At 65.9% G+C, this 23990-nt stretch carries 17 protein-coding genes, 1 tRNA gene and 1 pseudogene; 18 read left to right on the forward strand and 1 reads right to left on the reverse strand.

Annotated elements, in window-relative coordinates; all coding sequences use genetic code 11:
• Nucleotides 1–41 precede the first annotated feature (41 nt).
• The 12 genes from tuf (ABIE41_RS14450) to rpoC all read left to right on the forward strand — a co-directional run bounded on the left by tuf (ABIE41_RS14450) (nt 42) and on the right by rpoC (nt 16404).
• Entirely contained in the window at nt 42–1232 is a 1191-nt protein-coding gene (tuf, locus tag ABIE41_RS14450; RefSeq protein WP_069055549.1) for an elongation factor Tu, read from the forward strand.
• Between the two features lie 202 nt (nt 1233–1434).
• Nucleotides 1435–1510 (forward strand) — tRNA-Trp (locus tag ABIE41_RS14455).
• 304 nt (nt 1511–1814) lie between these two features.
• Nucleotides 1815–2009 (forward strand): preprotein translocase subunit SecE, encoded by a 195-nt coding sequence (secE, locus tag ABIE41_RS14460; RefSeq protein ID WP_192641079.1) that lies wholly within the window; start codon nt 1815–1817, stop codon nt 2007–2009.
• A gap of 14 nt (nt 2010–2023) precedes the next feature.
• A complete protein-coding gene (gene nusG / locus ABIE41_RS14465) occupies nt 2024–2557 on the forward strand; it encodes a transcription termination/antitermination protein NusG (RefSeq protein ID WP_192641080.1) in 534 nt (177 codons plus the stop codon).
• 88 nt (nt 2558–2645) lie between these two features.
• Nucleotides 2646–4274, forward strand: coding sequence for a methyl-accepting chemotaxis protein (locus tag ABIE41_RS14470; protein ID WP_192641081.1), 1629 nt, complete (start codon nt 2646–2648; stop codon nt 4272–4274).
• Entirely contained in the window at nt 4271–4882 is a 612-nt protein-coding gene (locus ABIE41_RS14475) for a cytochrome b (protein WP_192641082.1), read from the forward strand. Before ABIE41_RS14470 ends, ABIE41_RS14475 begins: the two co-directional genes overlap by 4 nt.
• Before the next feature lie 154 nt (nt 4883–5036).
• Nucleotides 5037–5468, forward strand: coding sequence for a 50S ribosomal protein L11 (gene rplK / locus ABIE41_RS14480; protein ID WP_192641083.1), 432 nt, complete (start codon nt 5037–5039; stop codon nt 5466–5468).
• 10 nt (nt 5469–5478) lie between these two features.
• Nucleotides 5479–6177: a 50S ribosomal protein L1 gene (rplA, locus tag ABIE41_RS14485; protein WP_192641084.1), complete on the forward strand. Its 699-nt coding sequence runs from the start codon at nt 5479–5481 to the stop codon at nt 6175–6177.
• Between the two features lie 541 nt (nt 6178–6718).
• A complete protein-coding gene (gene rplJ / locus ABIE41_RS14490) occupies nt 6719–7234 on the forward strand; it encodes a 50S ribosomal protein L10 (protein ID WP_192642778.1) in 516 nt (171 codons plus the stop codon).
• 56 nt (nt 7235–7290) lie between these two features.
• The gene (gene rplL / locus ABIE41_RS14495; protein WP_192641085.1) at nt 7291–7668 is read left to right on the forward strand and encodes a 50S ribosomal protein L7/L12; all 378 of its coding nucleotides are present in this window, start codon (nt 7291–7293) and stop codon (nt 7666–7668) included.
• 259 nt (nt 7669–7927) lie between these two features.
• Nucleotides 7928–12079 carry a DNA-directed RNA polymerase subunit beta gene (rpoB, locus tag ABIE41_RS14500; RefSeq protein WP_192641086.1) on the forward strand — a complete coding sequence of 1384 codons (4152 nt, stop codon included), beginning with the start codon at nt 7928–7930 and terminating at the stop codon, nt 12077–12079.
• 128 nt (nt 12080–12207) lie between these two features.
• On the forward strand, nt 12208–16404 hold the full coding sequence (gene rpoC, locus ABIE41_RS14505) for a DNA-directed RNA polymerase subunit beta' (protein WP_192641087.1): 4197 nt from the start codon (nt 12208–12210) through the stop codon (nt 16402–16404).
• A gap of 83 nt (nt 16405–16487) precedes the next feature.
• Here rpoC and ABIE41_RS14510 read toward each other — a convergent pair whose 3' ends face one another.
• Entirely contained in the window at nt 16488–17426 is a 939-nt protein-coding gene (locus ABIE41_RS14510; RefSeq protein ID WP_192641088.1) for a LysR family transcriptional regulator, read from the reverse strand.
• Between the two features lie 97 nt (nt 17427–17523).
• Between ABIE41_RS14510 and ABIE41_RS14515 the strand changes: the two genes are divergently transcribed.
• The 6 genes and pseudogenes from ABIE41_RS14515 (at nt 17524) to tuf (ABIE41_RS14540) (ending at nt 23975) form a co-directional block, all read left to right on the forward strand.
• Nucleotides 17524–18504 (forward strand): Bug family tripartite tricarboxylate transporter substrate binding protein, encoded by a 981-nt coding sequence (locus ABIE41_RS14515; RefSeq protein WP_192641089.1) that lies wholly within the window; start codon nt 17524–17526, stop codon nt 18502–18504.
• A gap of 3 nt (nt 18505–18507) precedes the next feature.
• Nucleotides 18508–19404: an alpha/beta hydrolase gene (locus tag ABIE41_RS14520; RefSeq protein ID WP_192641090.1), complete on the forward strand. Its 897-nt coding sequence runs from the start codon at nt 18508–18510 to the stop codon at nt 19402–19404.
• 297 nt (nt 19405–19701) lie between these two features.
• Nucleotides 19702–20073 (forward strand): 30S ribosomal protein S12, encoded by a 372-nt coding sequence (rpsL, locus tag ABIE41_RS14525; RefSeq protein ID WP_038358286.1) that lies wholly within the window; start codon nt 19702–19704, stop codon nt 20071–20073.
• A gap of 74 nt (nt 20074–20147) precedes the next feature.
• Nucleotides 20148–20618, forward strand: a complete 471-nt coding sequence (gene rpsG, locus ABIE41_RS14530; RefSeq protein WP_192641091.1) for a 30S ribosomal protein S7 — start codon at nt 20148–20150, stop codon at nt 20616–20618.
• Nucleotides 20619–20654: 36 nt separating this feature from the next.
• Nucleotides 20655–22730, forward strand: a complete 2076-nt coding sequence (gene fusA / locus ABIE41_RS14535; protein ID WP_192641092.1) for an elongation factor G — start codon at nt 20655–20657, stop codon at nt 22728–22730.
• A 53-nt stretch (nt 22731–22783) separates the two neighbouring features.
• Nucleotides 22784–23975, forward strand: a pseudogene (gene tuf / locus ABIE41_RS14540) (elongation factor Tu).
• Nucleotides 23976–23990: the final 15 nt, after the last annotated feature.

Genomic DNA, 23990 nt, shown 5'->3' on the forward strand with positions numbered 1-23990 from the left:
TCGGAAGGCCTCGCAGGGCCGGTGTCAGGAAACAGGGTGTCATGGCCAAAGAGAAATTCGCTCGCACGAAGCCGCACTGCAACATTGGAACGATTGGTCACGTTGACCATGGCAAGACGTCACTGACGGCTGCGATCACGAAGGTGCTTGCGGAGTCGGGCGGCGCGTCGTTCACGGCCTATGACCAGATCGACAAGGCTCCCGAGGAGAAGGCCCGCGGCATCACGATCTCGACCGCTCACGTCGAGTACGAGACGGCTGCGCGTCACTACGCCCACGTCGACTGCCCCGGCCACGCCGACTATGTGAAGAACATGATCACGGGCGCCGCGCAGATGGACGGCGCGATCCTGGTCGTGTCGGCGGCCGACGGCCCGATGCCGCAGACCCGCGAGCACATCCTGCTGGCGCGCCAGGTCGGCGTTCCCGCGCTGGTCGTGTTCATGAACAAGGTCGATCTCGTCGACGACGCCGAGCTGCTCGAGCTGGTCGAGATGGAGATCCGCGAGCTTCTGTCGAAGTACGACTTCCCCGGCGACGACATCCCGATCACCAAGGGTTCGGCGAAGGTTGCGCTGGACAATGGCGACAAGGCGATCGGCCATGACGCGATCATCGCGCTGATGAAGACGGTCGACGACTACATCCCGCAGCCGGCGCGTCCGCTGGACCTGCCGTTCCTGATGCCGGTCGAGGACGTGTTCTCGATCTCGGGTCGCGGCACGGTTGTGACGGGTCGCGTCGAGCGCGGCATCGTCAAGGTCGGCGAGGAAATCGAGATCGTCGGCCTGAAGGACACGGTCAAGACGACGGTCACCGGCGTCGAGATGTTCCGCAAGCTGCTCGACCAGGGCCAGGCCGGCGACAACATCGGCGCGCTGCTGCGCGGCACGAAGCGCGAGGACGTCGAGCGCGGCCAGATCCTGTGCAAGCCGGGCTCGGTGAAGCCGCATACGAAGTTCAAGGCCGAGGCCTACATCCTGACGAAGGAGGAGGGCGGCCGCCACACCCCGTTCTTCACCAACTACCGCCCGCAGTTCTACTTCCGCACGACGGACGTGACCGGCGTGGTGCACCTGCCCGAGGGCACGGAGATGGTGATGCCGGGCGACAACATCGCCATGGAAGTCCACCTGATCGTGCCGATCGCGATGGAGGAGAAGCTGCGCTTCGCCATCCGTGAAGGCGGCCGCACGGTTGGAGCAGGCGTGGTTGCTTCGATCATAGCGTGATCGAAGCAACGGCGACGTCCGCGGAAACCGCAGACTTCTGCGGCGCCGGCGTCGTCGCCAGCATCATCGCCTGATTCAAGCGATCGCTGCAAAGCTTTGAAGGGGCGGCGGAAACGCCGCCCTTTTTTATTGTAGTCCGACCGCGCGCGCTGATTTTCGACTTGAAAAGTCGAGCCGGTTGGGGCAAAGGAACCGCGACTACAGGGGTGTAGCTCAGTTGGTAGAGTACCGGTCTCCAAAACCGGTTGTCGTAGGTTCGAGCCCTACCGCCCCTGCCATTCCCTCCCATCGTGAGGAAATGGCCCCTGCGCCTAGGCGCTTTCCTGTCTTCCTCACCCTCTCCGATGCGCCCCAAGACCCTTGTGGTTGAGGCCTTTAATCGCGTCTGCCGCAGCCGCGGCTGGTCCGGCGCCTCGTGGCTCGAGCCAGCCGGCAAAACCTCTTGGCGAACGCCTCGGGGCGTTGTAGAAGCCTTCTCACGACGGCGCGCGGCTCCCTGAGCCCCGCGCCGCGAATGTTTCAGGACGGCCGAATCGGCCTTGCGGCAGTGGCCGCCGGGCGGTCCGGAACCCGAGGTGACCCATGGCCAAGAGCAGCCCCTTCAGCTTCCTGCAGGACGTGCGCAACGAAGCGTCCAAGGTGACCTGGCCGTCGCGTCGCGAGACGCTCATCACCACGGGCCTCGTGCTGCTGATGGTCGTGGCGTCGTCGCTATTCTTCCTCTTCACCGACACCATCATCCGCTGGTCGCTCGGCTTCATCCTCGGCGCCCGTTGAACGGAATCAAGAACGTGAGCACCCGCTGGTACATCGTCCACGCTTATTCGAACTTCGAGAACAAGGTCGCGCAGTCGATCCGTGATCAGGCTGCGCAGCGCAACCTGGTCGACAAGTTCGAAGAGGTGCTCGTCCCGACCGAGAAGGTCGTCGAGGTTCGCCGCGGCCGCAAGGTCGAGGCCGAGCGCAAGTTCTTCCCCGGCTATGTGCTGGTGAAGTGCGAGATGACCGACGAGGTCTACCACCTCATCAAGAACACGCCGAAGGTCACCGGCTTCCTCGGGGCCGACAAGGCCAAGCCGATGCCGATCCCGGAATCGGAGGCGATGCGGATCAAGGGCCAGGTCGCGGAAGGTGTCGAGCGGCCGAAGCCCACGATCGTCTTCGAGATCGGCGAGCAGGTGAAGGTCGCCGACGGCCCCTTCGCCTCCTTCAACGGCGTCGTCGAGGACGTCGACCATGGTCGCGCCCGACTCAAGGTCGCCGTCTCGATCTTCGGCCGCGCCACGCCGGTCGAGCTCGAATACGGGCAGGTCGAGAAGCTCTGAGGCCGCCCTGCTGGGGCTGCGACAATCCAGTCTCGTCGTTCAAGTGACGACGCGTTAACTGTCCTGAAATCTGATTGACGCAGCGTCCATGCCCATCATCTGGCATGGACGCATGTTTCCCAAGAGCTTCAAGGCCACCGTCGATCAGCGCCTCGCCTTGTGGGGCCTCCTGCTTGGACTTCTGGCCAGCCTTTTTGCCGCCTCCGAAGTCATCGGCTCGCTGCGTCTCGACGGATTCTCGCGCGGGATCGCGCAGCATGCCGATGCCGCCGGCCAGATCGCGCGCAGCGAAGGGGCCTATCGGCGCTTCCTGCTGACAGGCGCGGCCGGTCGCGGCGCTGACCCAGCCGCAACCCAGGAATTGCTGGCCGTCTCCCGGCAGATCGCCTCGTCGGTCAATGGTGAGGCGGGGCGCAAGGCGGAAGAGGCCGCCGAGGCGGTTGCGGTCTTCCTGCGTCTTCAGGCGGGTGGCGATGGCCATCTGCAACCGGCCATCGATCGGGTCGCTGCCGCCCGGGAAGCGCTGAGCCAAGCCATCGCCGACAGCCTTGCCGCCACGAGCGGACGCCTCGCCTATCATCTCGGCAACGCCCGGCAGAACGCGATCCTGCTCTCGCTCCTCGGTCTGTTCGTGGGCATCCTGGCGGTCTCGTTCGAGTACCGCTGGCTGGTGCGCCCGATCGTGGGCATGGCCCGGGTGCTGACGCCAGGGGAGGACGGACGGATCTGGCTGCAGCGCGTGGCGCTGCGCCGCGACGAGGTCGGAATGCTGGGCCGGGCGCTGCTGGCCCATCTGCGCCATGAGCGCAGCCAGCAGGAGGAATCGCAGGTCAAGCTGTCCTCGCTGTCGGCCGAGGTCCAGCGTCAGGAGCAATTGCAGGCCCAGGCCGCGACGTTCCAGGCGCGCATCGCCGAGATCGCCGTCGCCCTGGAGACCCATGCCGCGCGGATGTCGCATGCGTCCGGCGATCTGGCCGGGCTCTCGCGTTTCGTCGACGAGCATGCCGGCGCCGCGGCTCAGTCGTCCGCCCGCGCCTCGTCCCATGTCGATGTCGTCGCCCATTCGATCTCGGAGGTATCGTCGCTGCTGGCCCATACGGCCTCGGAGGCGCAGTCCACGTCGCGCGTGGTGGAGGTTGCCAAAGCGAGCGTGGCCGCCGCGTCCGACGACAGCGTCGCGCTCGCCGAGGCCGTCCAGGGCATCGACCGCGTCATGGACATCATCAGCCTCGTCGCGGGCCAGACGAACCTGCTGGCGCTCAATGCGGCGATCGAGGCCGCCCATGCCGGCGAATCGGGCCGCGGCTTCGCCGTCGTGGCCACCGAGGTGAAGCAGCTGGCCTGCCGCACGGCGAGCGCCACGGACGAAGTCCGCCAGGGGCTTGCCGCGGTCCGCTCGGCTGCCGACGGAATGGCGACGCGCGTCGGGTCTCTGGTCGCGTCGGTGGCCGAGGTCGACCGTGCCGCCGCGGCGATCGCGGGGCTTGCGATGCGTCAGCAGCACAGTTCACAGGAGATCCGCGCCAGCACGGCGCAGACGGCCGAGGATGTCCGCTCCGCCGCCGACCAGGTGCGCCAGGTGGCGGCGATGGTCGAGAACTGGCGGCAGACGGGCGAGACGGTGACGCTCGCCTCCGCCGATCTGGATCATCAGGCAGCAGCCCTGCGCGAAGCGGTCGCCGGCTACATCGCTCAAACCCGACAGGCCATCGCATGACCATGACCGCTGGTATCGACGGGCAGGACCAGCGCCTTGCCCCTCCCGCCTCGTCGCGGCGCCCCCTGCCGCCCATCTCACGGGCGCTGCACTGGCTGATGGCCATCCTGGTCCTGATGATGTTCATCACCGGGGTCCTGATGAAGCAGTTCGGCGAGGGAGCGATTGCCGACGCGCTCTACACCTTCCACAAGACGGCGGGCGTCTGCGCGCTGGCGCTGGTGCTGATCAGGCTCGGCTATCGCGCCATCGCCCAGTGGCAGGGGCGCTGGAGCCGCAGTGCCGGCAGCCACTGGGTCCATGGTCTGCTTTATCTCGGCCTGCTGGGCGTGCCGCTGCTGGGCTGGGCAGGCATTTCGGATTTCGGGGCGCTGGGGATCTATGCCGGCTGGTCGCTGCCGGCGATCTGGCCGGAGGGGGCCGGTCATGCGGCATGGCTGTTTCGGAGCCACGCCATCCTGGCCTTCCTGCTGCTGGGCTGCGTCGCCATCCATCTCGGGATCGCGCTCGGTGCCTATATCGAGCGCGGTGGTACCGGCGCGCGAACCAGGCGCGGTGCGCCTGAAGGCATGAACGGGGCTTCCCCTTCGCCGCCTTCTGTGCCATAGGCCCCACCTCACTTGCGTGGAAGGCATGCCGGTCGCCAGCCGGAGGTTCATGCCGCACCACGCTCTGCAACATCCCGACCCCGGGCGGATCTGATCCGCGGGCGGGACGTCGTCGTTCCGATCGGCATCGGGGCAGGCGGCAGGAGCAGCCATCATGGCAAAGAAGATCACGGGTTACGTGAAGCTTCAGGTTCCGGCGGGCGCGGCCAATCCGTCGCCGCCGATCGGTCCGGCGCTGGGTCAGCGCGGCCTCAACATCATGGAATTCTGCAAGGCCTTCAATGCGAAGACCGCGCAGATGGAGAAGGGCATGCCGATCCCGGTGATCATCACCGCGTATCAGGACCGCTCCTTCACCTTCGAGATGAAGCAGCCGCCGGTCTCGTACTGGCTGAAGAAGGCTGCCGGCCTGACCTCGGGTTCCAAGACCCCGGGCCGCGGCGGCAATGTTGGCAAGGTCACCATCGCCCAGATCAACGAGATCGCCGAAAAGAAGATGGCCGATCTCAACTGCGATTCGGTCGAATCCGCCTCGTCCATGATCAAGGGCTCCGCCCGGTCGATGGGCCTGGAAGTCGTGGGCTGAGGGGGCGAAAATGGCACATATCGGAAAGCGCGTGGTCAAGGGCCGTGATGGCATCGACCGCACCAAGCTGTATCCCCTCACCGAGGCCGTCGGCCTGGTGAAGGAGCGGGCGACCGCCAAGTTCGACGAGACCGTCGAGGTCTCGATGAATCTCGGCGTCGATCCGCGTCACGCCGACCAGATGGTCCGCGGCGTCTGCAATCTGCCCAACGGCTCGGGCCGCGTTCTGCGCGTCGCCGTGTTCGCCCGCGGCGCCAAGGCCGAGGAGGCCAAGAAGGCCGGTGCCGACATCGTCGGCGCGGAGGACCTGGTCGAGATCGTCCAGAAGGGCACGATCGACTTCGATCGCTGCATCGCGACCCCGGACATGATGCCGCTCGTCGGCCGTCTCGGTAAGGTGCTGGGCCCGCGCGGCCTGATGCCGAACCCGAAGGTCGGTACCGTCACCATGGACCTGACCAATGCGGTCGCGGCCTCCAAGGGCGGTTCGGTCGAGTTCCGCGTCGAGAAGGCCGGCATCGTGCATGCCGCCGTCGGCAAGGTCTCGTTCACGGCCGAGAAGCTGGCCGAGAACATCAAGGCCTTCGCCGACTCCGTCGCCAAGGCCAAGCCGGCCGGCGCCAAGGGCACCTATATCCAGCGCGTCGCGATCTCCTCGACGATGGGTCCGGGCGTCAAGATCGAGCCGAACACCGTTCTGGGCGGCTGATGCCGTATTTCGCGCCGTGGCCGGCCTCGTGCCGGCCCGGCGTTCCGGCCCCCTGAACGGGGCCGGCCGCGGAGGCTCCGCATGGAGATCCGCAGGATGCCACTTGGCAGAGACGGGCGAAGGCGCTATGACGCCGGCCTGTTTCCATAAGTGATGTGGGCTCCGGCGTGCTCGTCGCGCAGGGGTCCGTTTCGCGTTTTTTGGCGGTTCGCCGCCGAAAGATGGGTGTTTGGGGTGCAGCGAGCAATCGCGGGACCCGAATCGTCCAGTCCTGTCTGAGACTGCAGGTGCATCGAGGGCCTCGGCCCGAGGGCATAATTTCGCCAAGAGGCCTGCATAGACGGTGCAAGAGCTCGAAGGGGGTCGCAAGACCCCGAAGACGGTTCGAACCATCTCGCCCGATCACGGCCTCGCGCCGGAGAGGGGACAGGGCACTGAGCGTCGCTCCGCCAAAGCGCCGGTGTCAACCGGGGCTTCGAAGGAGCGGCAGTGCAACCGGCGGCGAGCCCTTACAGGCCTGCCGCCTACCGGAGAGAGCCCAGTGGATAAAGCGGCAAAGACAGATGCCGTCGCGACGCTGAACGAGGTGTTTGCGAACACTTCGGTCGTCGTCGTGGCCCACTATGCGGGTTTGACGGTGGCCCAGTTCCAGAAGCTTCGTCGCGAGATGAAGGCCAATGGCGCCACCGTGAAGGTCGCAAAGAACCGGCTGGCCAAGATCGCTCTTGAAGGCACCGACGTCGCGTCCATCAGCAAGCTGCTGACGGGTCCCACCCTGATCGCTTATTCCAACGATCCGGTCGCGGCGCCGAAGGTCGCCACCGCTTTCGCCAAGGACAATGACAAGCTCGTCATCCTCGGCGGCGCGATGGGCAAGACCGCCCTGAACCCCGATGGCGTCAAGGCTCTGGCCACGATGCCCTCGCTCGACGAACTGCGCGCCAAGCTGCTCGGCCTCATCCAGGCCCCGGCAACGAAGATCGCCCAGCTCTCGACCGCCCCGGCTGCCAAGCTGGCGCGCGTGTTCCAGGCATATGCCGACAAGGATGCGGCCTGATCCAGGCCAGTTACCCCTGATATCGTTCGAACCTCTTACCTATATAGGAGCCTACAATGGCTGATCTGACCAAGCTCGTCGACGAGCTCTCCTCGCTGACCGTCCTCGAGGCGGCCGACCTCGCCAAGATGCTCGAAGAGAAGTGGGGCGTCTCCGCCGCCGCCGCCGTCGCCGTGGCCGCTGGCCCCGCCGGTGCCGCTCCGGCCGCCGCCGCCGAAGAGCAGACCGAGTTCACCGTTGTCCTGGCCTCGGCCGGCGACAAGAAGATCGAGGTCATCAAGGAAGTCCGCGCCATCACCGGCCTGGGCCTGAAGGAGGCCAAGGATCTGGTCGAGGCCGCTCCGAAGCCTGTCAAGGAGTCGGTCGGCAAGGACGAGGCCGAGAAGCTCAAGAAGCAGCTCGAGGCCGTCGGCGCCAAGGTCGAGCTCAAGTGAGCAGGGCCGGCATCTTGCCGGTCCGACCCTAGACGAGACCAGACAGTCCCGGGGCGGGCATCCGCCTCCGGGGCTGTCGCGTCGTTTCCGCGGATCGATGCGGAAACGATCAATGAAGCGCCGGCCTCAACGCCAAGTTGCAAGCTGCGCGATGACGAAATTGGCGGCGCGATGATGCGCCGAACGGCTCACCCGGCGGCCCGTCCGCCCTTTGCCCGGACCGCCGGGTGAGCCGTCCGTAGAGATTGCGAGGAACAAGATGGTCAATTCGCTCCAGGGCCGCAGGCGCGTCCGCAAGTTCTTCGGGAAACTCAAGGAAGTGGCGCAGATGCCGAACCTCATCGAGGTTCAGAAGGCGTCCTACGACCAGTTCCTGATGATCGACGAGCCCAAGGGCGGCCGTGGCGACGAGGGCCTGCAGTCCGTCTTCAAGTCGGTCTTCCCGATCGGCGATTTCTCGGGCGCTTCGCTGCTCGAATTCGTCAAGTACACCTTCGAGCCGCCGAAGTATGACGTCGACGAGTGCCGCCAGCGCGGCATGACCTTCTCGGCGCCGCTGAAGGTGACGCTGCGCCTGATCGTGTTCGATATCGATCCCGACACCCAGGCAAAGTCGGTCAAGGACATCAAGGAGCAGGATGTCTACATGGGCGACATGCCGCTCATGACCGACAACGGCACCTTCATCGTCAACGGCACCGAGCGCGTCATCGTCTCGCAGATGCATCGTTCGCCGGGCGTGTTCTTCGACCACGACAAGGGCAAGACCCACTCCTCGGGCAAGCTGCTCTTCGCCGCGCGCATCATCCCCTACCGTGGGTCCTGGCTCGACATCGAGTTCGACGCCAAGGACATCGTTTACGCGCGCATCGACCGGAAGCGTAAGATCCCCGTCACGTCGCTGCTGTTTGCGCTCGGCATGGACGGCGAGGAGATCCTCAGCCGCTTCTATAACCACATCACCTATGTCCGTGACGCCAAGGGCTGGCGCGTTCCCTACGACGCCGAGCGCATGAAGGGCTTCAAGGCGACCGTCGACCTGATCGACGCCGACACTGGCGAGGTCGTGGTCGAGGCCGGCAAGAAGCTCGTCGCCCGTACCGCGCGCCAGCTCGCCGAGAAGGGCCTGAAGTTCCTGCGCGCGACCGACGAGGACCTCGTCGGCCAGTACATCGCCGAGGACATCGTCGATCCCGAGACCGGCGAAGTGCATGCCGAGGCCGGCGAAGAGCTGACCATGGCCGCCGAGGCCAAGACCGGCGAGATGAAGGGCAACCTCGTCGACCTGATCGCCAAGGGCTATGACGAGATCACCGTTCTCGACATCGACCACATCACGGTCGGTCCCTACATCCGCAACACGCTCGCCGTGGACAAGAACTCGCGCCGCGAAGAGGCGCTGTTCGACATCTACCGCGTCATGCGTCCCGGCGAGCCGCCGACGCTCGAGACCGCCGAGAACATGTTCCAGTCGCTGTTCTTCGACTCGGAGCGCTACGACCTCTCGGCCGTCGGCCGCGTCAAGATGAACATGCGCCTCGACCTCGACGCCGAGGACACCGTCCGGATTCTCCGCAAGGAGGACATCTTCGCGGTCGTCAAGGCGCTGGTCGACCTGCGCGACGGCAAGGGCGAGATCGACGACATCGACCATCTCGGCAACCGCCGTGTGCGCTCGGTCGGCGAGCTCATGGAGAACCAGTACCGCCTGGGTCTGCTGCGCATGGAGCGCGCCATCAAGGAGCGTATGTCCTCGGTCGACATCGACACGGTGATGCCGCAGGACCTGATCAACGCGAAGCCTGCGGCCGCCGCCGTGCGCGAGTTCTTCGGCTCGTCGCAGCTGTCGCAGTTCATGGACCAGACGAACCCGCTCTCGGAAGTCACGCATAAGCGTCGTCTTTCGGCGCTTGGCCCGGGCGGTCTGACCCGCGAGCGCGCCGGCTTCGAGGTGCGCGACGTGCACCCGACCCATTACGGCCGCATCTGCCCGATCGAGACGCCGGAAGGGCCGAATATCGGCCTGATCAACTCGCTCGCCACCTTCGCGCGGGTGAACAAGTACGGCTTCATCGAGAGCCCCTATCGCCGCATCCGCGACGGCAAGCAGACCGACGAGATCATCTATCTCTCGGCCATGGAGGAGGCGAAGTACAACGTCGCCCAGGCCAACGCCGCCGTCGACAAGGAAGGCCGTCTGACCGACGACCTGATCGTCTGCCGCCGCGCCGGTGAAGTGATCGTCACGCCGGTCGACAAGGTCGACTTCCAGGACGTGTCGCCCAAGCAGCTCGTCTCGGTCGCCGCGGCGCTGATCCCGTTCCTCGAGAACGACGACGCCAACCGCGCGCTGATGGGCTCGAACATGCAGCGCCAGGCGGTGCCGCTGGTTCGCGCCGACGCGCCCTTCGTCGGCACCGGCATGGAAGCCGTCGTCGCCCGTGACTCGGGTGCCGCGATCGCGGCCCGCCGCGCCGGCATCGTCGACCAGGTCGACGCGACGCGTATCGTCATCCGCGCTTCGGATGAGATGGATCCGACGAAGCCGGGCGTCGACATCTACCGCCTGCAGAAGTTCCAGCGCTCGAACCAGTCGACCTGCATCACGCAGCGGCCGCTGGTGCGCGTTGGCGACGTCATCAAGAAGGGTGACATCGTCGCGGACGGCCCGTCGACCGAGTTCGGCGAGCTCGCGCTCGGCCGCAACGTGCTCGTCGCGTTCATGCCGTGGAACGGCTACAACTTCGAGGACTCGATCCTGCTCTCGGAGAAGATCGTCTCGGACGACGTCTTCACCTCGATCCATATCGAGGAGTTCGAGGTCATGGCCCGCGACACCAAGCTGGGGCCGGAGGAGATCACGCGCGACATTCCCAACGTCTCGGAAGAGGCGCTGAAGAATCTCGACGAAGCCGGCATCGTCTATATCGGCGCGGAAGTGGCGGCGGGCGACATCCTCGTCGGCAAGATCACGCCGAAGGGCGAAAGCCCGATGACGCCGGAAGAGAAGCTGCTGCGCGCCATCTTCGGCGAGAAGGCCTCCGACGTTCGCGACACCTCGCTGCGGGTGCCGCCGGGCGTGCAGGGCACGATCGTCGAGGTGCGCGTGTTCAACCGCCACGGCGTCGACAAGGACGAGCGCGCCCAGGCGATCGAGCGCGAGGAGATCGAGCGTCTCGCCAAGGACCGTGACGACGAGCAGGCGATCCTGGACCGCAACACCTTTGCGCGTCTGGCCGACATCCTGACCGGCAAGACGGGTCTCGCGGGCCCGAAGGGCTTCAAGAAGGACACGGTCATCACCCGCGAGGGCATGTCCGAGTTCCCGCGTTCGCAGTGGTGGCTGTTCGCCACCGGCGACGACGCCCTGATGACCGAAATCGAGGCGATGCGGAAGCAGTACGACGAGTCGAAGAAGCGCCTCGAGCAGCGCTTCCTCGACAAGGTCGAGAAGCTGCAGCGCGGCGACGAGCTGCCGCCCGGCGTGATGAAGATGGTCAAGGTCTTCGTCGCGGTGAAGCGCAAGATCCAGCCGGGCGACAAGATGGCCGGCCGCCACGGCAACAAGGGCGTGGTCTCGCGCATCGTGCCGGTGGAGGACATGCCGTTCCTCGAGGACGGCACCCATGCCGACATCGTGCTCAACCCGCTCGGCGTGCCTTCGCGCATGAATGTCGGGCAGATCCTGGAGACCCATCTGGGCTGGGCGGCTGCGGGCCTCGGCAAGCAGATCGGCGCCGCGCTCGACGCCTACCGCAAGGGCCACGACATCAAGGCTCTGCGGGCTTCGTTCGACGCCGTCTACGAGGACAACGAGATCATCGCCTCGATGGACGAGAACGAGCTGGTCGAGATGGGCCAGAACCTGCGCCGCGGCGTTCCGATCGCGACACCGGTGTTCAACGGCGCCAAGGAGGCCGATATCGAGCGGCTTCTGGAGCAGGCGGGGCTGCATTCCTCGGGTCAGTCGACGCTCTATGACGGGCGCACCGGCGAGCCCTTCGACCGCAAGGTCACCGTCGGCTACATCTACATGCTGAAGCTGCACCACCTGGTCGACGACAAGATCCACGCGCGTTCGATCGGCCCGTACTCGCTCGTTACCCAGCAGCCGCTGGGCGGCAAGGCGCAGTTCGGTGGCCAGCGCTTCGGCGAGATGGAGGTCTGGGCGCTCGAAGCCTATGGCGCCGCCTACACGCTGCAGGAGATGCTGACCGTGAAGTCGGACGACGTCGCGGGCCGCACCAAGGTCTACGAGTCGATCGTGCGCGGCGAGGACAACTTCGAGGCGGGCATCCCCGAGAGCTTCAACGTTCTCGTCAAGGAAATGCGCTCGCTCGGCCTCAACGTCGAGCTGGTCAGCAACAAGGTGAAGCCGGGCGAGTTGCCGCCGGCCGAAGCGGCCGAGTGAGCCGCTGGGCGCGGCCCCGGGCCGCGCCGACCAGACGAAACAAGGCCTGCGGCACTCACGCCGCAGGCGGATGATGATCAAGGCCGGGCAGGGCGGTTTTCACCCCCGCCGGCGGCAGGAGATGGGCGATGAAGCAAGAGGTCATGAACCTTTTCGGCCAGCAGCCGGTGCAGCAGGCGTTCGACGCGATCAAGATTTCGATCGCGTCGCCCGAGAAGATCCTGTCCTGGTCGTATGGCGAGATCAAAAAGCCGGAGACCATCAACTACCGGACGTTCAAGCCGGAGCGTGACGGCCTGTTCTGCGCCCGCATCTTCGGGCCGATCAAGGACTACGAGTGCCTGTGCGGCAAGTACAAGCGCATGAAGTTCAAGGGCGTCATCTGTGAGAAGTGCGGCGTCGAGGTGACGCTGGCGCGCGTCCGGCGCGAGCGCATGGGCCATATCGAGCTGGCCGCCCCGGTCGCGCATATCTGGTTCCTGAAGTCGCTGCCCTCGCGCATCGGCCTGCTCATGGACATGCCGCTCAAGGACCTCGAGCGCATCCTGTATTTCGAGTCGTATGTGGTCATCGAGCCGGGCCTGACCCCGCTCAAGGACCGCCAGCTGCTCTCGGAAGAAGAGTATGTCCGCTGCCAGGAAGAGTATGGCGCCGACACCTTCACCGCCATGATCGGCGCGGAAGCCATCCGCGAGATGCTGCGCGCGCTCGACCTCGACCAGATCAACGCCGATCTCAAGCATGAGATCGCGACGACGACGTCGGAGCTGAAGCCCAAGAAGCTGATGAAGCGCCTCAAGATCATCGAGGCGTTCCAGCAGTCGGGCAACAAGCCGGAATGGATGGTCATGACCATCATCCCGGTGATCCCGCCCGATCTGCGCCCGCTCGTTCCGCTCGATGGCGGCCGCTTCGCGACCTCGGACCTGAACGACCTCTATCGCCGCGTCATCAACCGCAACAACCGCCTGAAGCGGCTGATCGAGCTGCGCGCGCCCGACATCATCATCCGCAACGAGAAGCGGATGCTGCAGGAGTCGGTCGATGCGCTGTTCGACAACGGCCGTCGCGGCCGCGTCATCACGGGTGCCAACAAGCGCCCGCTGAAGTCGCTCGCCGACATGCTGAAGGGCAAGCAGGGCCGCTTCCGCCAGAACCTGCTCGGCAAGCGCGTCGACTATTCGGGCCGCTCGGTCATCGTCGTCGGTCCGGAGCTGAAGCTGCACCAGTGCGGCCTGCCGAAGAAGATGGCGCTCGAGCTGTTCAAGCCGTTCATCTATGCGCGCCTCGACGCGAAGGGCTACTCGACCACGGTCAAGCAGGCCAAGAAGCTCGTCGAGAAGGAGAAGCCGGAGGTCTGGGATATCCTGGACGAGGTCATCCGCGAGCATCCGGTGATGCTGAACCGCGCGCCGACGCTGCACCGCCTCGGCATCCAGGCCTTCGAGCCGACGCTGATCGAGGGCAAGGCGATCCAGCTGCACCCGCTGGTCTGCGCCGCGTTCAACGCCGACTTCGACGGCGACCAGATGGCCGTGCACGTCCCGCTGTCGCTGGAAGCGCAGCTGGAAGCGCGCGTCCTGATGATGTCGACCAACAACATCCTGCACCCGGCGAACGGCCTGCCGATCATCGTGCCGTCGCAGGACATCGTGCTCGGGCTCTACTACCTCTCGATCGTCTCGGACGGCGAGCCGGGTCAGGGCAAGATCTTCGGTGACTTCGGCGAACTCGAGTATGCGCTGCACGAGAAGGTCGTGACGCTGCATTCGAAGATCAAATACCGCTGGACCGGCGTCGGCGCCGACGGCAAGTCCTACACCAAGATCTACGACACCACGCCGGGCCGCGTGATCCTCTCGACCGCGCTGCCGAAGCACGCGGCCATGACCTTCGACGTCATCAACAAGCTGATGACCAAGAAGGAGATCCAGGGGATGATCGACGCCGTCTACCGCGGCTGCGGTCAGAAGGAGTCGGTGATCTTCTGCGACCGCATCATGTCGCTGGGCTTCACCCACGCCTTCAAGGCGGGCATCTCCTTCGGCAAGGACGACATGGTCGTGCCGGAGAACAAGTGGGAGATCGTCGACACGACCCGCGCGCTCGCCAAGGATTACGAGCAGCAGTACCAGGACGGCCTGATCACGCAGGGCGAGAAGTACAACAAGGTCGTCGACGCCTGGGCGAAGTGCTCCGACAAGCTCGCCCAGGAGATGATGGCCCGCATCTCGACCGTGAAGAAGGACGAGCACGGTCGCGACAAGCCGATCAACTCGATCTACATGATGAGCCACTCGGGAGCGCGCGGTTCGCCGGCGCAGATGAAGCAGCTCGCGGCGATGCGCGGCCTGATGGCCAAGCCGTCGGGCGAGATCATCGAGAGCCCGATCATCTCGAACTTCAAGGAAGGTCTGGACGTGCTCGAGTACTTCAACTCGACGCACGGAGCCCGCAAGGGCCTGGCCGACACCGCGCTCAAGACGGCGAATTCGGGTTACCTCACCCGCCGTCTGGTCGACGTGGCGCAGGATGCCATCATCTCCGAGACGGATTGCGGCTCGGATAACGGCATCAAGATGCGCGCCATCATCGATGCGGGCCAGGTCGTCGCTTCGCTCGGCATCCGTATCCTGGGTCGCTCCGCGGCCGAGGACGTGACGGATATCGACGGCAACGTCCTTGTCGCGAAGGGCACGATGATCGACGAGGCTCATATCGAGAAGATCAACGCCGCCGGCATTCAGGAGGTGAAGATCCGCTCGGTGCTGACCTGCGAGACCAAGAACGGCGTCTGCGCGACCTGCTATGGCCGCGACCTCGCTCGCGGTACGCCGGTCAACATGGGCGAAGCCGTCGGTGTCATCGCGGCGCAGTCGATCGGCGAGCCGGGCACCCAGCTCACCATGCGCACGTTCCACATCGGCGGCGCGGCCACCATCGCCGACCAGTCCTTCACCGAGTCGAACTTCGAAGGCACGGTCAAGATGCGCAACCGCAACGTTGCGCGGAACTCGGATGGCGACCTGATCGCGATGGCGCGCAACATCGCCATTGTCATCGTCGGGCCGGACGGCGCGGAGCGGGCGGTCCATCGCGTCCAGTTCGGCTCGAAGCTGCGGGTCGACGAGGGCGACAAGGTCAAGCGCGGCCAGCGCCTGATCGAGTGGGATCCCTATTCCCGCCCGATCCTGGCCGAGGTCGACGGCACCGTCGGTTACGAGGATCTGGTCGACGGCATGTCGATCACCGAGACGACCGACGAGGCGACCGGCATCTCCAAGCGCGTCGTCATCGACTGGCGTGGTTCGGCGCGGACCTCGGATCTGCGCCCGGCGCTGACCGTGCACGGGCCGGACGGCAAGGTGGCGAAGCTCGCCCGCGGTGGCGAAGCCCGCTACATCCTGCCGGTGGAGGGCATCATCTCGATGGAGCCCGGCGCCTCGATCAAGGCCGGCGACGTGCTGGCGCGTGTCTCGACCGACTCGGCCAAGACCCGCGACATCACCGGCGGTCTGCCGCGGGTGGCGGAGCTGTTCGAGGCCCGGCGTCCGAAGGATGCCGCGATCATCGCCGAGAAGTCGGGCGTGATCGGCTTCGGGAAGGACTACAAGAACAAGCGGCGCGTCACGCTCACCCCGCATGACGGCACCGAGGTGCTCGAGTACCTGATCCCGAAGGGCAAGCACATCCATCTTCAGGACGGCGACGTCGTGGAGACGGGCGACTACATCCTCGACGGCAACCCGGCCCCGCACGACATCCTGGCGATCAAGGGCGTCGAGGAGCTGGCGGCTTATCTGGTGAACGAGATCCAGGAGGTCTATCGCCTCCAAGGCGTGGGCATCAACGACAAGCACATCGAGGTCATCGTCCGGCAGATGCTGCAGAAGGTCGAGATCACGGATGGCGGCGACACCGACATCCTGACCGGCGACCAGGTCGACCGGATCGAGCTGCAGGAGATCAACGCGAAGATGGCGGAGGAGGGCAAGAAGCCCGCATCCGGCGTCCCCGTGCTGCTCGGCATCACCAAGGCGAGCCTGCAGACCCGCTCCTTCATCTCGGCGGCGTCCTTCCAGGAGACCACCCGCGTCCTCACCGAGGCGGCGGTCAATGGCAAGTACGACACGCTGGAAGGCCTCAAGGAGAACGTCATCGTCGGCTCGCTGATCCCGGCCGGCACCGGCGCCCAGGTTGCCCGCATCAAGCAGGTGGCCACGCGTCGCGACGATCTCATCGTCGGCCAGAAGGCGGATGCGGCGGCCAAGGCCGCGGCTTCCGCCGCCAAGGCGGTCGAAGCGGCTCTGCCTGCGGCGGAGTGATCCACGGTGCCGCAGGATCGCTCCCGCGGAACGCCGCAAGAGCCAAAATGAGCATCAGGGCCGCCCTTCGGGGCGGCCCTTTTTCATGGTGCGGGCGTGAGCGGCGGCAAGCTGCGCAGAGACGACGCCTTGCGCAGCTCCGTGAGGAACAGCGCCGTGACGGGGGGCAGGGCGCCGCTGCTGCGACGGATGATCACGAGGCTCCGACGCCAGGCGAAGGCCTCGCCGTCGAGGCAGCTGAGTATCCCGGCGCGGATCTCCTGCTGGACGACGTCATGGGGCAGGACCGTCAGGAAGTCAGTCGAGGCGACGAGGCGGGTGAGGACGTGGACCGAGCTGGTCTCGGCATTGGGCCGTGGCGGTTCGAGGCCCTGGCGCAGGAACATCTCCCGAAAGCCGAAGGCGATCACATTGCCTTTGGGCGCCATGGCCCAGGGATAGCCGAGCAGGTCCGCGGCCATCGGCGGAGGGCGGCCCTCCGAGAGGAGCGGATGCGTCGCGGACAGGACGACGCCGACCCGGTCCTCGTAGAAGGGGGTGACGAGCAGGCCGGCCTCGACAGGCTCGTCCAGCCGCCCGGAGACGACGATGTCGACCTCGCCGCGGCCGAGCGCAGCACGCAGCTGTTCGCCCGTGCCCTCGCGAATGCGGATCAAGGCTCCCGGCGACTGGCGGATCACCCGGTTGACGGCGAAGGGGACCACCGTCGTGGTCGCGCTGGGAACGACGCCGATGCTGGCGAGGCCCCGCCCGGCGCCGCGCAACTCGTCGATCTCCGCGACGGCGCGTCCCGCTTCCGCGGCGATCGCCTCGGCATGGGGCAGGAGGGTCTGTCCGTAGAGCGTCGGCTCCACGCCGCCCGCGTGACGCATGAAGAGCGGAACGCCCAGCCGCTTCTCGAGGGCCGCGATCTTTCGGCTGAGCGCAGGCTGCGACATGCCGACGGCAGCGGCCGCCTTGCCGATGCTGCGAAAGCGGGCAACCGCGAGAAAGGCTGCCATCGTGCGGTGCTCGAGGGTCATGTCGAATGGTTATGGGTATGAACCGGTTTTGCAATAGCGCTGCGCCCGAGCCGGCCCCTAGTCTCGGCTCTGCTGTCCCTCGAGCGAGGTCGAACCGATGCCCAACCGCCGTGAGTGCCTCGCCCTTCTCGCAAGCGCCGGCCTCGCGCCGGTGCTGGGACGTGCCGCCTGGGCCCAAGCCTGGCCCGCCCGACCCATCCGCATCGTCGTTCCGTTTCCCGCTGGCGGCAGCGCAGACGTCTCGGCGCGCCTGATCGGCGACGCGCTGCGCGATGCGCTGGGGCAGGGCACCGTGGTCGAGAATAAGCTCGGTGCCGGTGGCAATCTGGCCGCCACGGACGCGGCGCGCTCCGCGCCGGACGGGTACACGCTGTTCGTCGGCACGAACGGCACGCAGACGATCAATGGCAGCCTCTATCGCCGGTCCGGCTTCGACCCGGTCAAGGACTTCACGCCGATCGGGCTGGTCTGGGAGTCACCCAACCTCGTCGTCGTCAACAAGGACCTCCCGGTCGGCTCCGTCGCCGAACTGGTGGCCTATGCGAAGGCCCGTCCCGATGCGCTGAGCTTCGGATCGTCCGGCATCGGCTCGCCGACCCATCTCGCGGCGGAGCTGTTCAAGGCCCAGACGGGCGCGCCGATGACCCACGTTCCTTATCGCGGCCAGGCGCCTGCCGTCACCGACCTGCTCTCGGGGCAGTTGCAGGTGATGTTCCCGCTGGTGCCGGACATTCTCGTGCATCTCCAGTCCGGCGCGGTGAAGGCGCTGGCGATCGCGGCACCGGCACGCTCCGAGATCCTGCCGGCCGTGCCGACGATGGCGGAGGCGGGCGCCCAGGGTGTGGTGGCCTCGGCCTGGATCGGACTCTTCGCGCCGGCCGGGCTCGAAGCCCCGATCCGCGCCCGGCTCGAACGCGAACTCGCACAGATCCTTGGCAAGCCCGGATTTGTGCAGCGACTGCGCGAGCTGGGTGTCGCAGTCCAGCCCGTGTTCGGGGACGCCTTCGTCGAGAAGATGAACAGCGAGCGAGCCCATTGGGCCAAGCTGATCGGTGACCTCGGCGTCAAGATCGATTGATCCATGCCTGCGCAGTCGGTGTCGAAGCCCGTCTATCTCCACTACACGCAGGAGGAGCTCGATCGCTGCTACGACCAGCGCGTCTGGGCTCCCAATGCGGCGGCCGTGATTGCCCGCTACGGCGAGGAGAGCGCCCGGGCGCGCGCCGCCCTGCGGCATCACGCCGATGTTCCCTATGGGGCCCATCCCGCCCAGCGGCTGGATCTGTTCCCGCCAGACGGCTCCGGGGCGCCGGTTCACCTGCATCTTCATGGCGGCGCCTGGCGCGCGCTGGACAAGGAGGACGTCTCCTTCGTCGCCCCGCCACTGGTGGCAAGCGGAGCGCTCGTCGTGATCCCCGGATTCTCAAACCTGCCCGAGGTCCGGCTGCCCGACATGGTGGCGCAGCTGCGCGAGGCGGTCGCCTGGGTGTGGAACCATGTGGCGGACCATGGCGGCGACCGTGATCGCATCACGATCTCCGGCCATTCGTCGGGCGCCCATCTGGCTGCCGTGCTCCTGACCACGGATTGGGAGCTCTTCGGCCTGCCGGCCGATGTCCTGAAGGGCGGCTTCTGCCTGAGCGGCAGCTACGATCTCGGGCCGGTGATGCTCAGCTCGCGGCGCCTCTATATCGACATCGACGCGCAGGAGGAGGAGCAGCTCTCGCCGCTCCTGCATGTCGCGCGCCTGCGGTGTCCCGTGATCGTCGGACTGGGCGAGGGGGAAAGCCCCGAGTTCCGGCGCCAGGGCGTTGCGTTTGCGGCGGCGGTGGAACACAGCGGGGGCCGGCTTGCCAGGCTCGAATGCGCCGGGCTAAATCATTTCGAGGTCGCGCTCGAACTCGCCGACGCCCGAACCCCTGCGTCAACTGCGCTCGAAGGGCTGGTTCATGGCGCGTTTCGCGAGAAACGGGCTTGACGCGAATCTGTCCCCGAGTCATAAGCGCGCCACTGTCGGTGGTTGTCGGACACGTATGTCGCCTTAGCCTTTGTTGCTGGCGAATTTCGCGGCCGAAACTCCACCGGAATTCCAGCGTCGATTGACGACATGGCAAGATGCATGAATGCGGAGAGATCCGTGTTCCTCTGCTGGCGAACGCGCCTGAGGCCTCCTTGCCGGGAGCCGATGGCGCGGCTTCGTTTGTGTCATGGCAACAGTCGGACTGGGCCACGGATTTAGCGATTTCCAAACGCTCAGTGGGAGCGAGAGGCCAGAATGCCGACAATCAGCCAGCTCATTCGCAAGCCGCGTTCGCCGGTCAAGGCGCGCAACACCGCTCCGGCGCTGGAGTCCTGCCCGCAGAAGCGTGGCGTGTGCACCCGCGTCTATACGACGACCCCGAAGAAGCCGAACTCGGCGCTCCGCAAGGTCGCCAAGGTGCGCCTGACCAACGGCTTCGAAGTGATCGGCTACATTCCGGGTGAGGGGCACAACCTCCAGGAGCACTCCGTGGTCATGATCCGTGGCGGCCGCGTCAAGGACCTTCCCGGCGTGCGCTACCACATCCTGCGCGGCGTTCTCGACACCCAGGGCGTCAAGAACCGCAAGCAGCGTCGTTCGAAGTACGGCGCCAAGCGTCCGAAGTAATTTCTGCCTGACCGGCAGGGGCGAGGGTGCCCAGGCCGGTTCGCAGCGTTGAAGATTTGACCGGAGACTAGACGATGTCCCGCCGCCATAGCGCCGAAAAGCGCGAGATCATTCCCGATCCGAAGTTCCACGACGTGATCGTGACCAAGTTCATGAACTCGGTCATGTACGAGGGCAAGAAGTCGACCGCCGAGCGGATCGTCTACGGTGCCTTCGACATCATCGAGAGCAAGATGAAGAGCGATCCGCTCGCCGTCTTCAAGAGCGCTCTCGAGAACGTCGCTCCGGCGATCGAGGTTCGCTCGCGTCGCGTCGGCGGCGCCACCTATCAGGTTCCGGTCGAGGTTCGCACCGAGCGCCGTCAGGCGCTGGCGATCCGCTGGCTGATCACGGCCGCCCGCGGCCGCAACGACAAGACGATGGTCGAGCGTCTCTCTTCGGAGCTGATGGATGCGGCCAGCAACCGTGGCAACGCGGTCAAGAAGCGCGAAGACACGCACCGGATGGCGGAAGCCAACCGCGCCTTCTCGCACTATCGCTGGTAAGCGTCGGCGACCCCTCGGTAAGACGAAAGCATTTCCATGGCCCGCTCTCATCCCATCGACCGTTATCGCAACTTCGGCATCATGGCCCACATCGATGCGGGCAAGACGACGACGACCGAGCGCATCCTGTTCTACACGGGCAAGTCGCATAAGATCGGCGAAGTCCATGACGGCGCTGCGACCATGGACTGGATGACGCAGGAGCAGGAGCGTGGCATCACGATCACCTCCGCTGCGACGACCTGCTTCTGGCGCGACATGCGCCTGAACATCATCGACACCCCCGGCCACGTCGACTTCACCATCGAGGTCGAGCGTTCGCTGCGCGTGCTCGACGGCGCCGTCTGCGTGCTCGACGGCAACCAGGGCGTCGAGCCCCAGACCGAGACCGTCTGGCGCCAGGCCGACAAGTACGACGTGCCGCGCATCGTGTTCGTCAACAAGATGGACAAGATCGGCGCCGATTTCTATCGCTGCGTTCAAGACATCATCGACCGCGTCGCCGGCAAGCCCGTTTGCCTGCAGATCCCGATCGGCTCGGAGTCGGATTTCGCCGGCGTCATCGACCTGATCAAGATGAAGGCGATCGTCTGGAACGGCGAAGCGCTGGGCGCGTCCTTCGAGGAGCAGGAGATCCCTGCCAACCTCCTCGACAAGGCGACCGAGTACCGCTCGAAGCTCATCGAGGCCGCCGTCGAGATGGACGACGTCGCGATGGAAGCCTATCTCGAAGGCACTGAGCCCGACGCCGAGACGCTGCGCCGGCTTGTCCGCACGGCCGTCCAGCGCCGCGCCTTCCACCCCGTCCTCTGCGGCTCGGCCTTCAAGAACAAGGGCGTGCAGCCCCTGCTCGACGCCGTCGTCGACTTCCTGCCGTCGCCGGTCGATCGTGGCGCGGTCGAAGGTCTCGACTTCAAGACCGAAGAGCCGGTCACCCGCGAGCCGACGGACGAAGCTCCGTTTTCGATGCTCGCGTTCAAGATCATGGACGACCCCTTCGTCGGCACCATCACCTTCTGCCGCGTCTATTCGGGCAAGGTCGACGCCGGCCAGGGCGTGATCAACTCGACGCGCGACAAGAAGGAGCGTGTCGGTCGCATGCTTCTGATGCACGCGAACAACCGCGAAGACATCAAGGAGGCTTTTGCCGGTGACATTGTCGCCCTGGCCGGCCTCAAGGACGTCCGCACCGGCGACACGCTGTGCGATCCGGCCCAGGCCGTGATCCTCGAGCGCATGGAGTTCCCCGAGCCGGTCATCACGATCGCGATCGAGCCGAAGTCCAAGGCCGACCAGGAGAAGCTGGGCCTCGCCCTGTCGAAGCTCGCCAACGAGGATCCCTCGTTCCGCGTCTCGACCGATCAGGAGAGCGGCCAGACCATCCTGAAGGGCATGGGCGAGCTGCATCTCGACATCAAGGTCGACATCCTGCGCCGGACCTACAAGGTGGACGCCAATATCGGCGCGCCGCAGGTGGCCTATCGCGAGACGCTGACGAAGCGCGTCGAGATCGACTACACCCACAAGAAGCAGACCGGCGGTACGGGCCAATTCGCCCGCGTCAAGCTGGTCGTCGAGCCGAACGAGACCGGCAAGGGCTTCGAGTTCGAGTCGAAGATCATCGGCGGTGCAGTGCCGAAGGAATACATCCCCGGCGTCGAGAAGGGCCTGAACTCGGTCATCTCGTCGGGCGTGCTCGCCGGCTTCCCGGTCGTGGACGTCAAGGTCTCGCTGGTGGACGGCGCCTTCCACGAGGTCGACTCGTCGGCTCTGGCCTTCGAAATCGCCTCGCGGGCCGGCCTTCGCGAAGGTCTGCAGAAGGGCGGCTCCGTGCTGCTCGAGCCGATCATGAAGGTCGAGGTCGTGACCCCGGAGGACTACACCGGTTCGGTCATCGGCGACCTGAACTCGCGTCGTGGCCAGATCCAGGGCCAGGACATGCGCGGCAACGCGGTCGTCATCAACGCGATGGTGCCGCTGGCCAACATGTTCGGCTACGTCAACCAGCTGCGGTCCTTCAGCCAGGGCCGTGCCAACTACACGATGCAATTCGATCACTACGAGCAGGTTCCGTCGGCGGTGGCCGCCGAGGTCCAGGCCAAGTACGCCTGATCACCAGCCCGACCTGCTTTCACGCAACAACGATTTGACTGACGGAGGCTACGATGGCCAAAGAGAAATTCGCTCGCACGAAGCCGCACTGCAACATTGGAACGATTGGTCACGTTGACCATGGCAAGACGTCACTGACGGCTGCGATCACGAAGGTGCTTGCGGAGTCGGGCGGCGCGTCGTTCACGGCCTATGACCAGATCGACAAGGCTCCCGGAGGAGAAGGCCCGCGGCATCACGATCTCGACCGCTCACGTCGAGTACGAGACGGCTGCGCGTCACTACGCCCACGTCGACTGCCCCGGCCACGCCGACTATGTGAAGAACATGATCACGGGCGCCGCGCAGATGGACGGCGCGATCCTGGTCGTGTCGGCGGCCGACGGCCCGATGCCGCAGACCCGCGAGCACATCCTGCTGGCGCGCCAGGTCGGCGTTCCCGCGCTGGTCGTGTTCATGAACAAGGTCGATCTCGTCGACGACGCCGAGCTGCTCGAGCTGGTCGAGATGGAGATCCGCGAGCTTCTGTCGAAGTACGACTTCCCCGGCGACGACATCCCGATCACCAAGGGTTCGGCGAAGGTTGCGCTGGACAATGGCGACAAGGCGATCGGCCATGACGCGATCATCGCGCTGATGAAGACGGTCGACGACTACATCCCGCAGCCGGCGCGTCCGCTGGACCTGCCGTTCCTGATGCCGGTCGAGGACGTGTTCTCGATCTCGGGTCGCGGCACGGTTGTGACGGGTCGCGTCGAGCGCGGCATCGTCAAGGTCGGCGAGGAAATCGAGATCGTCGGCCTGAAGGACACGGTCAAGACGACGGTCACCGGCGTCGAGATGTTCCGCAAGCTGCTCGACCAGGGCCAGGCCGGCGACAACATCGGCGCGCTGCTGCGCGGCACGAAGCGCGAGGACGTCGAGCGCGGCCAGATCCTGTGCAAGCCGGGCTCGGTGAAGCCGCATACGAAGTTCAAGGCCGAGGCCTACATCCTGACGAAGGAGGAGGGCGGCCGCCACACCCCGTTCTTCACCAACTACCGCCCGCAGTTCTACTTCCGCACGACGGACGTGACCGGCGTGGTGCACCTGCCCGAGGGCACGGAGATGGTGATGCCGGGCGACAACATCGCCATGGAAGTCCACCTGATCGTGCCGATCGCGATGGAGGAGAAGCTGCGCTTCGCCATCCGTGAAGGCGGCCGCACCGTCGGCGCCGGCGTCGTCGCCAGCATCATCGCGTAACGCGTTTTCGTGAGG

It is taken from the genome of Bosea sp. OAE506 (assembly GCF_040546595.1).
Taxonomy (GTDB): Bacteria; Pseudomonadota; Alphaproteobacteria; order Rhizobiales; family Beijerinckiaceae; genus Allobosea.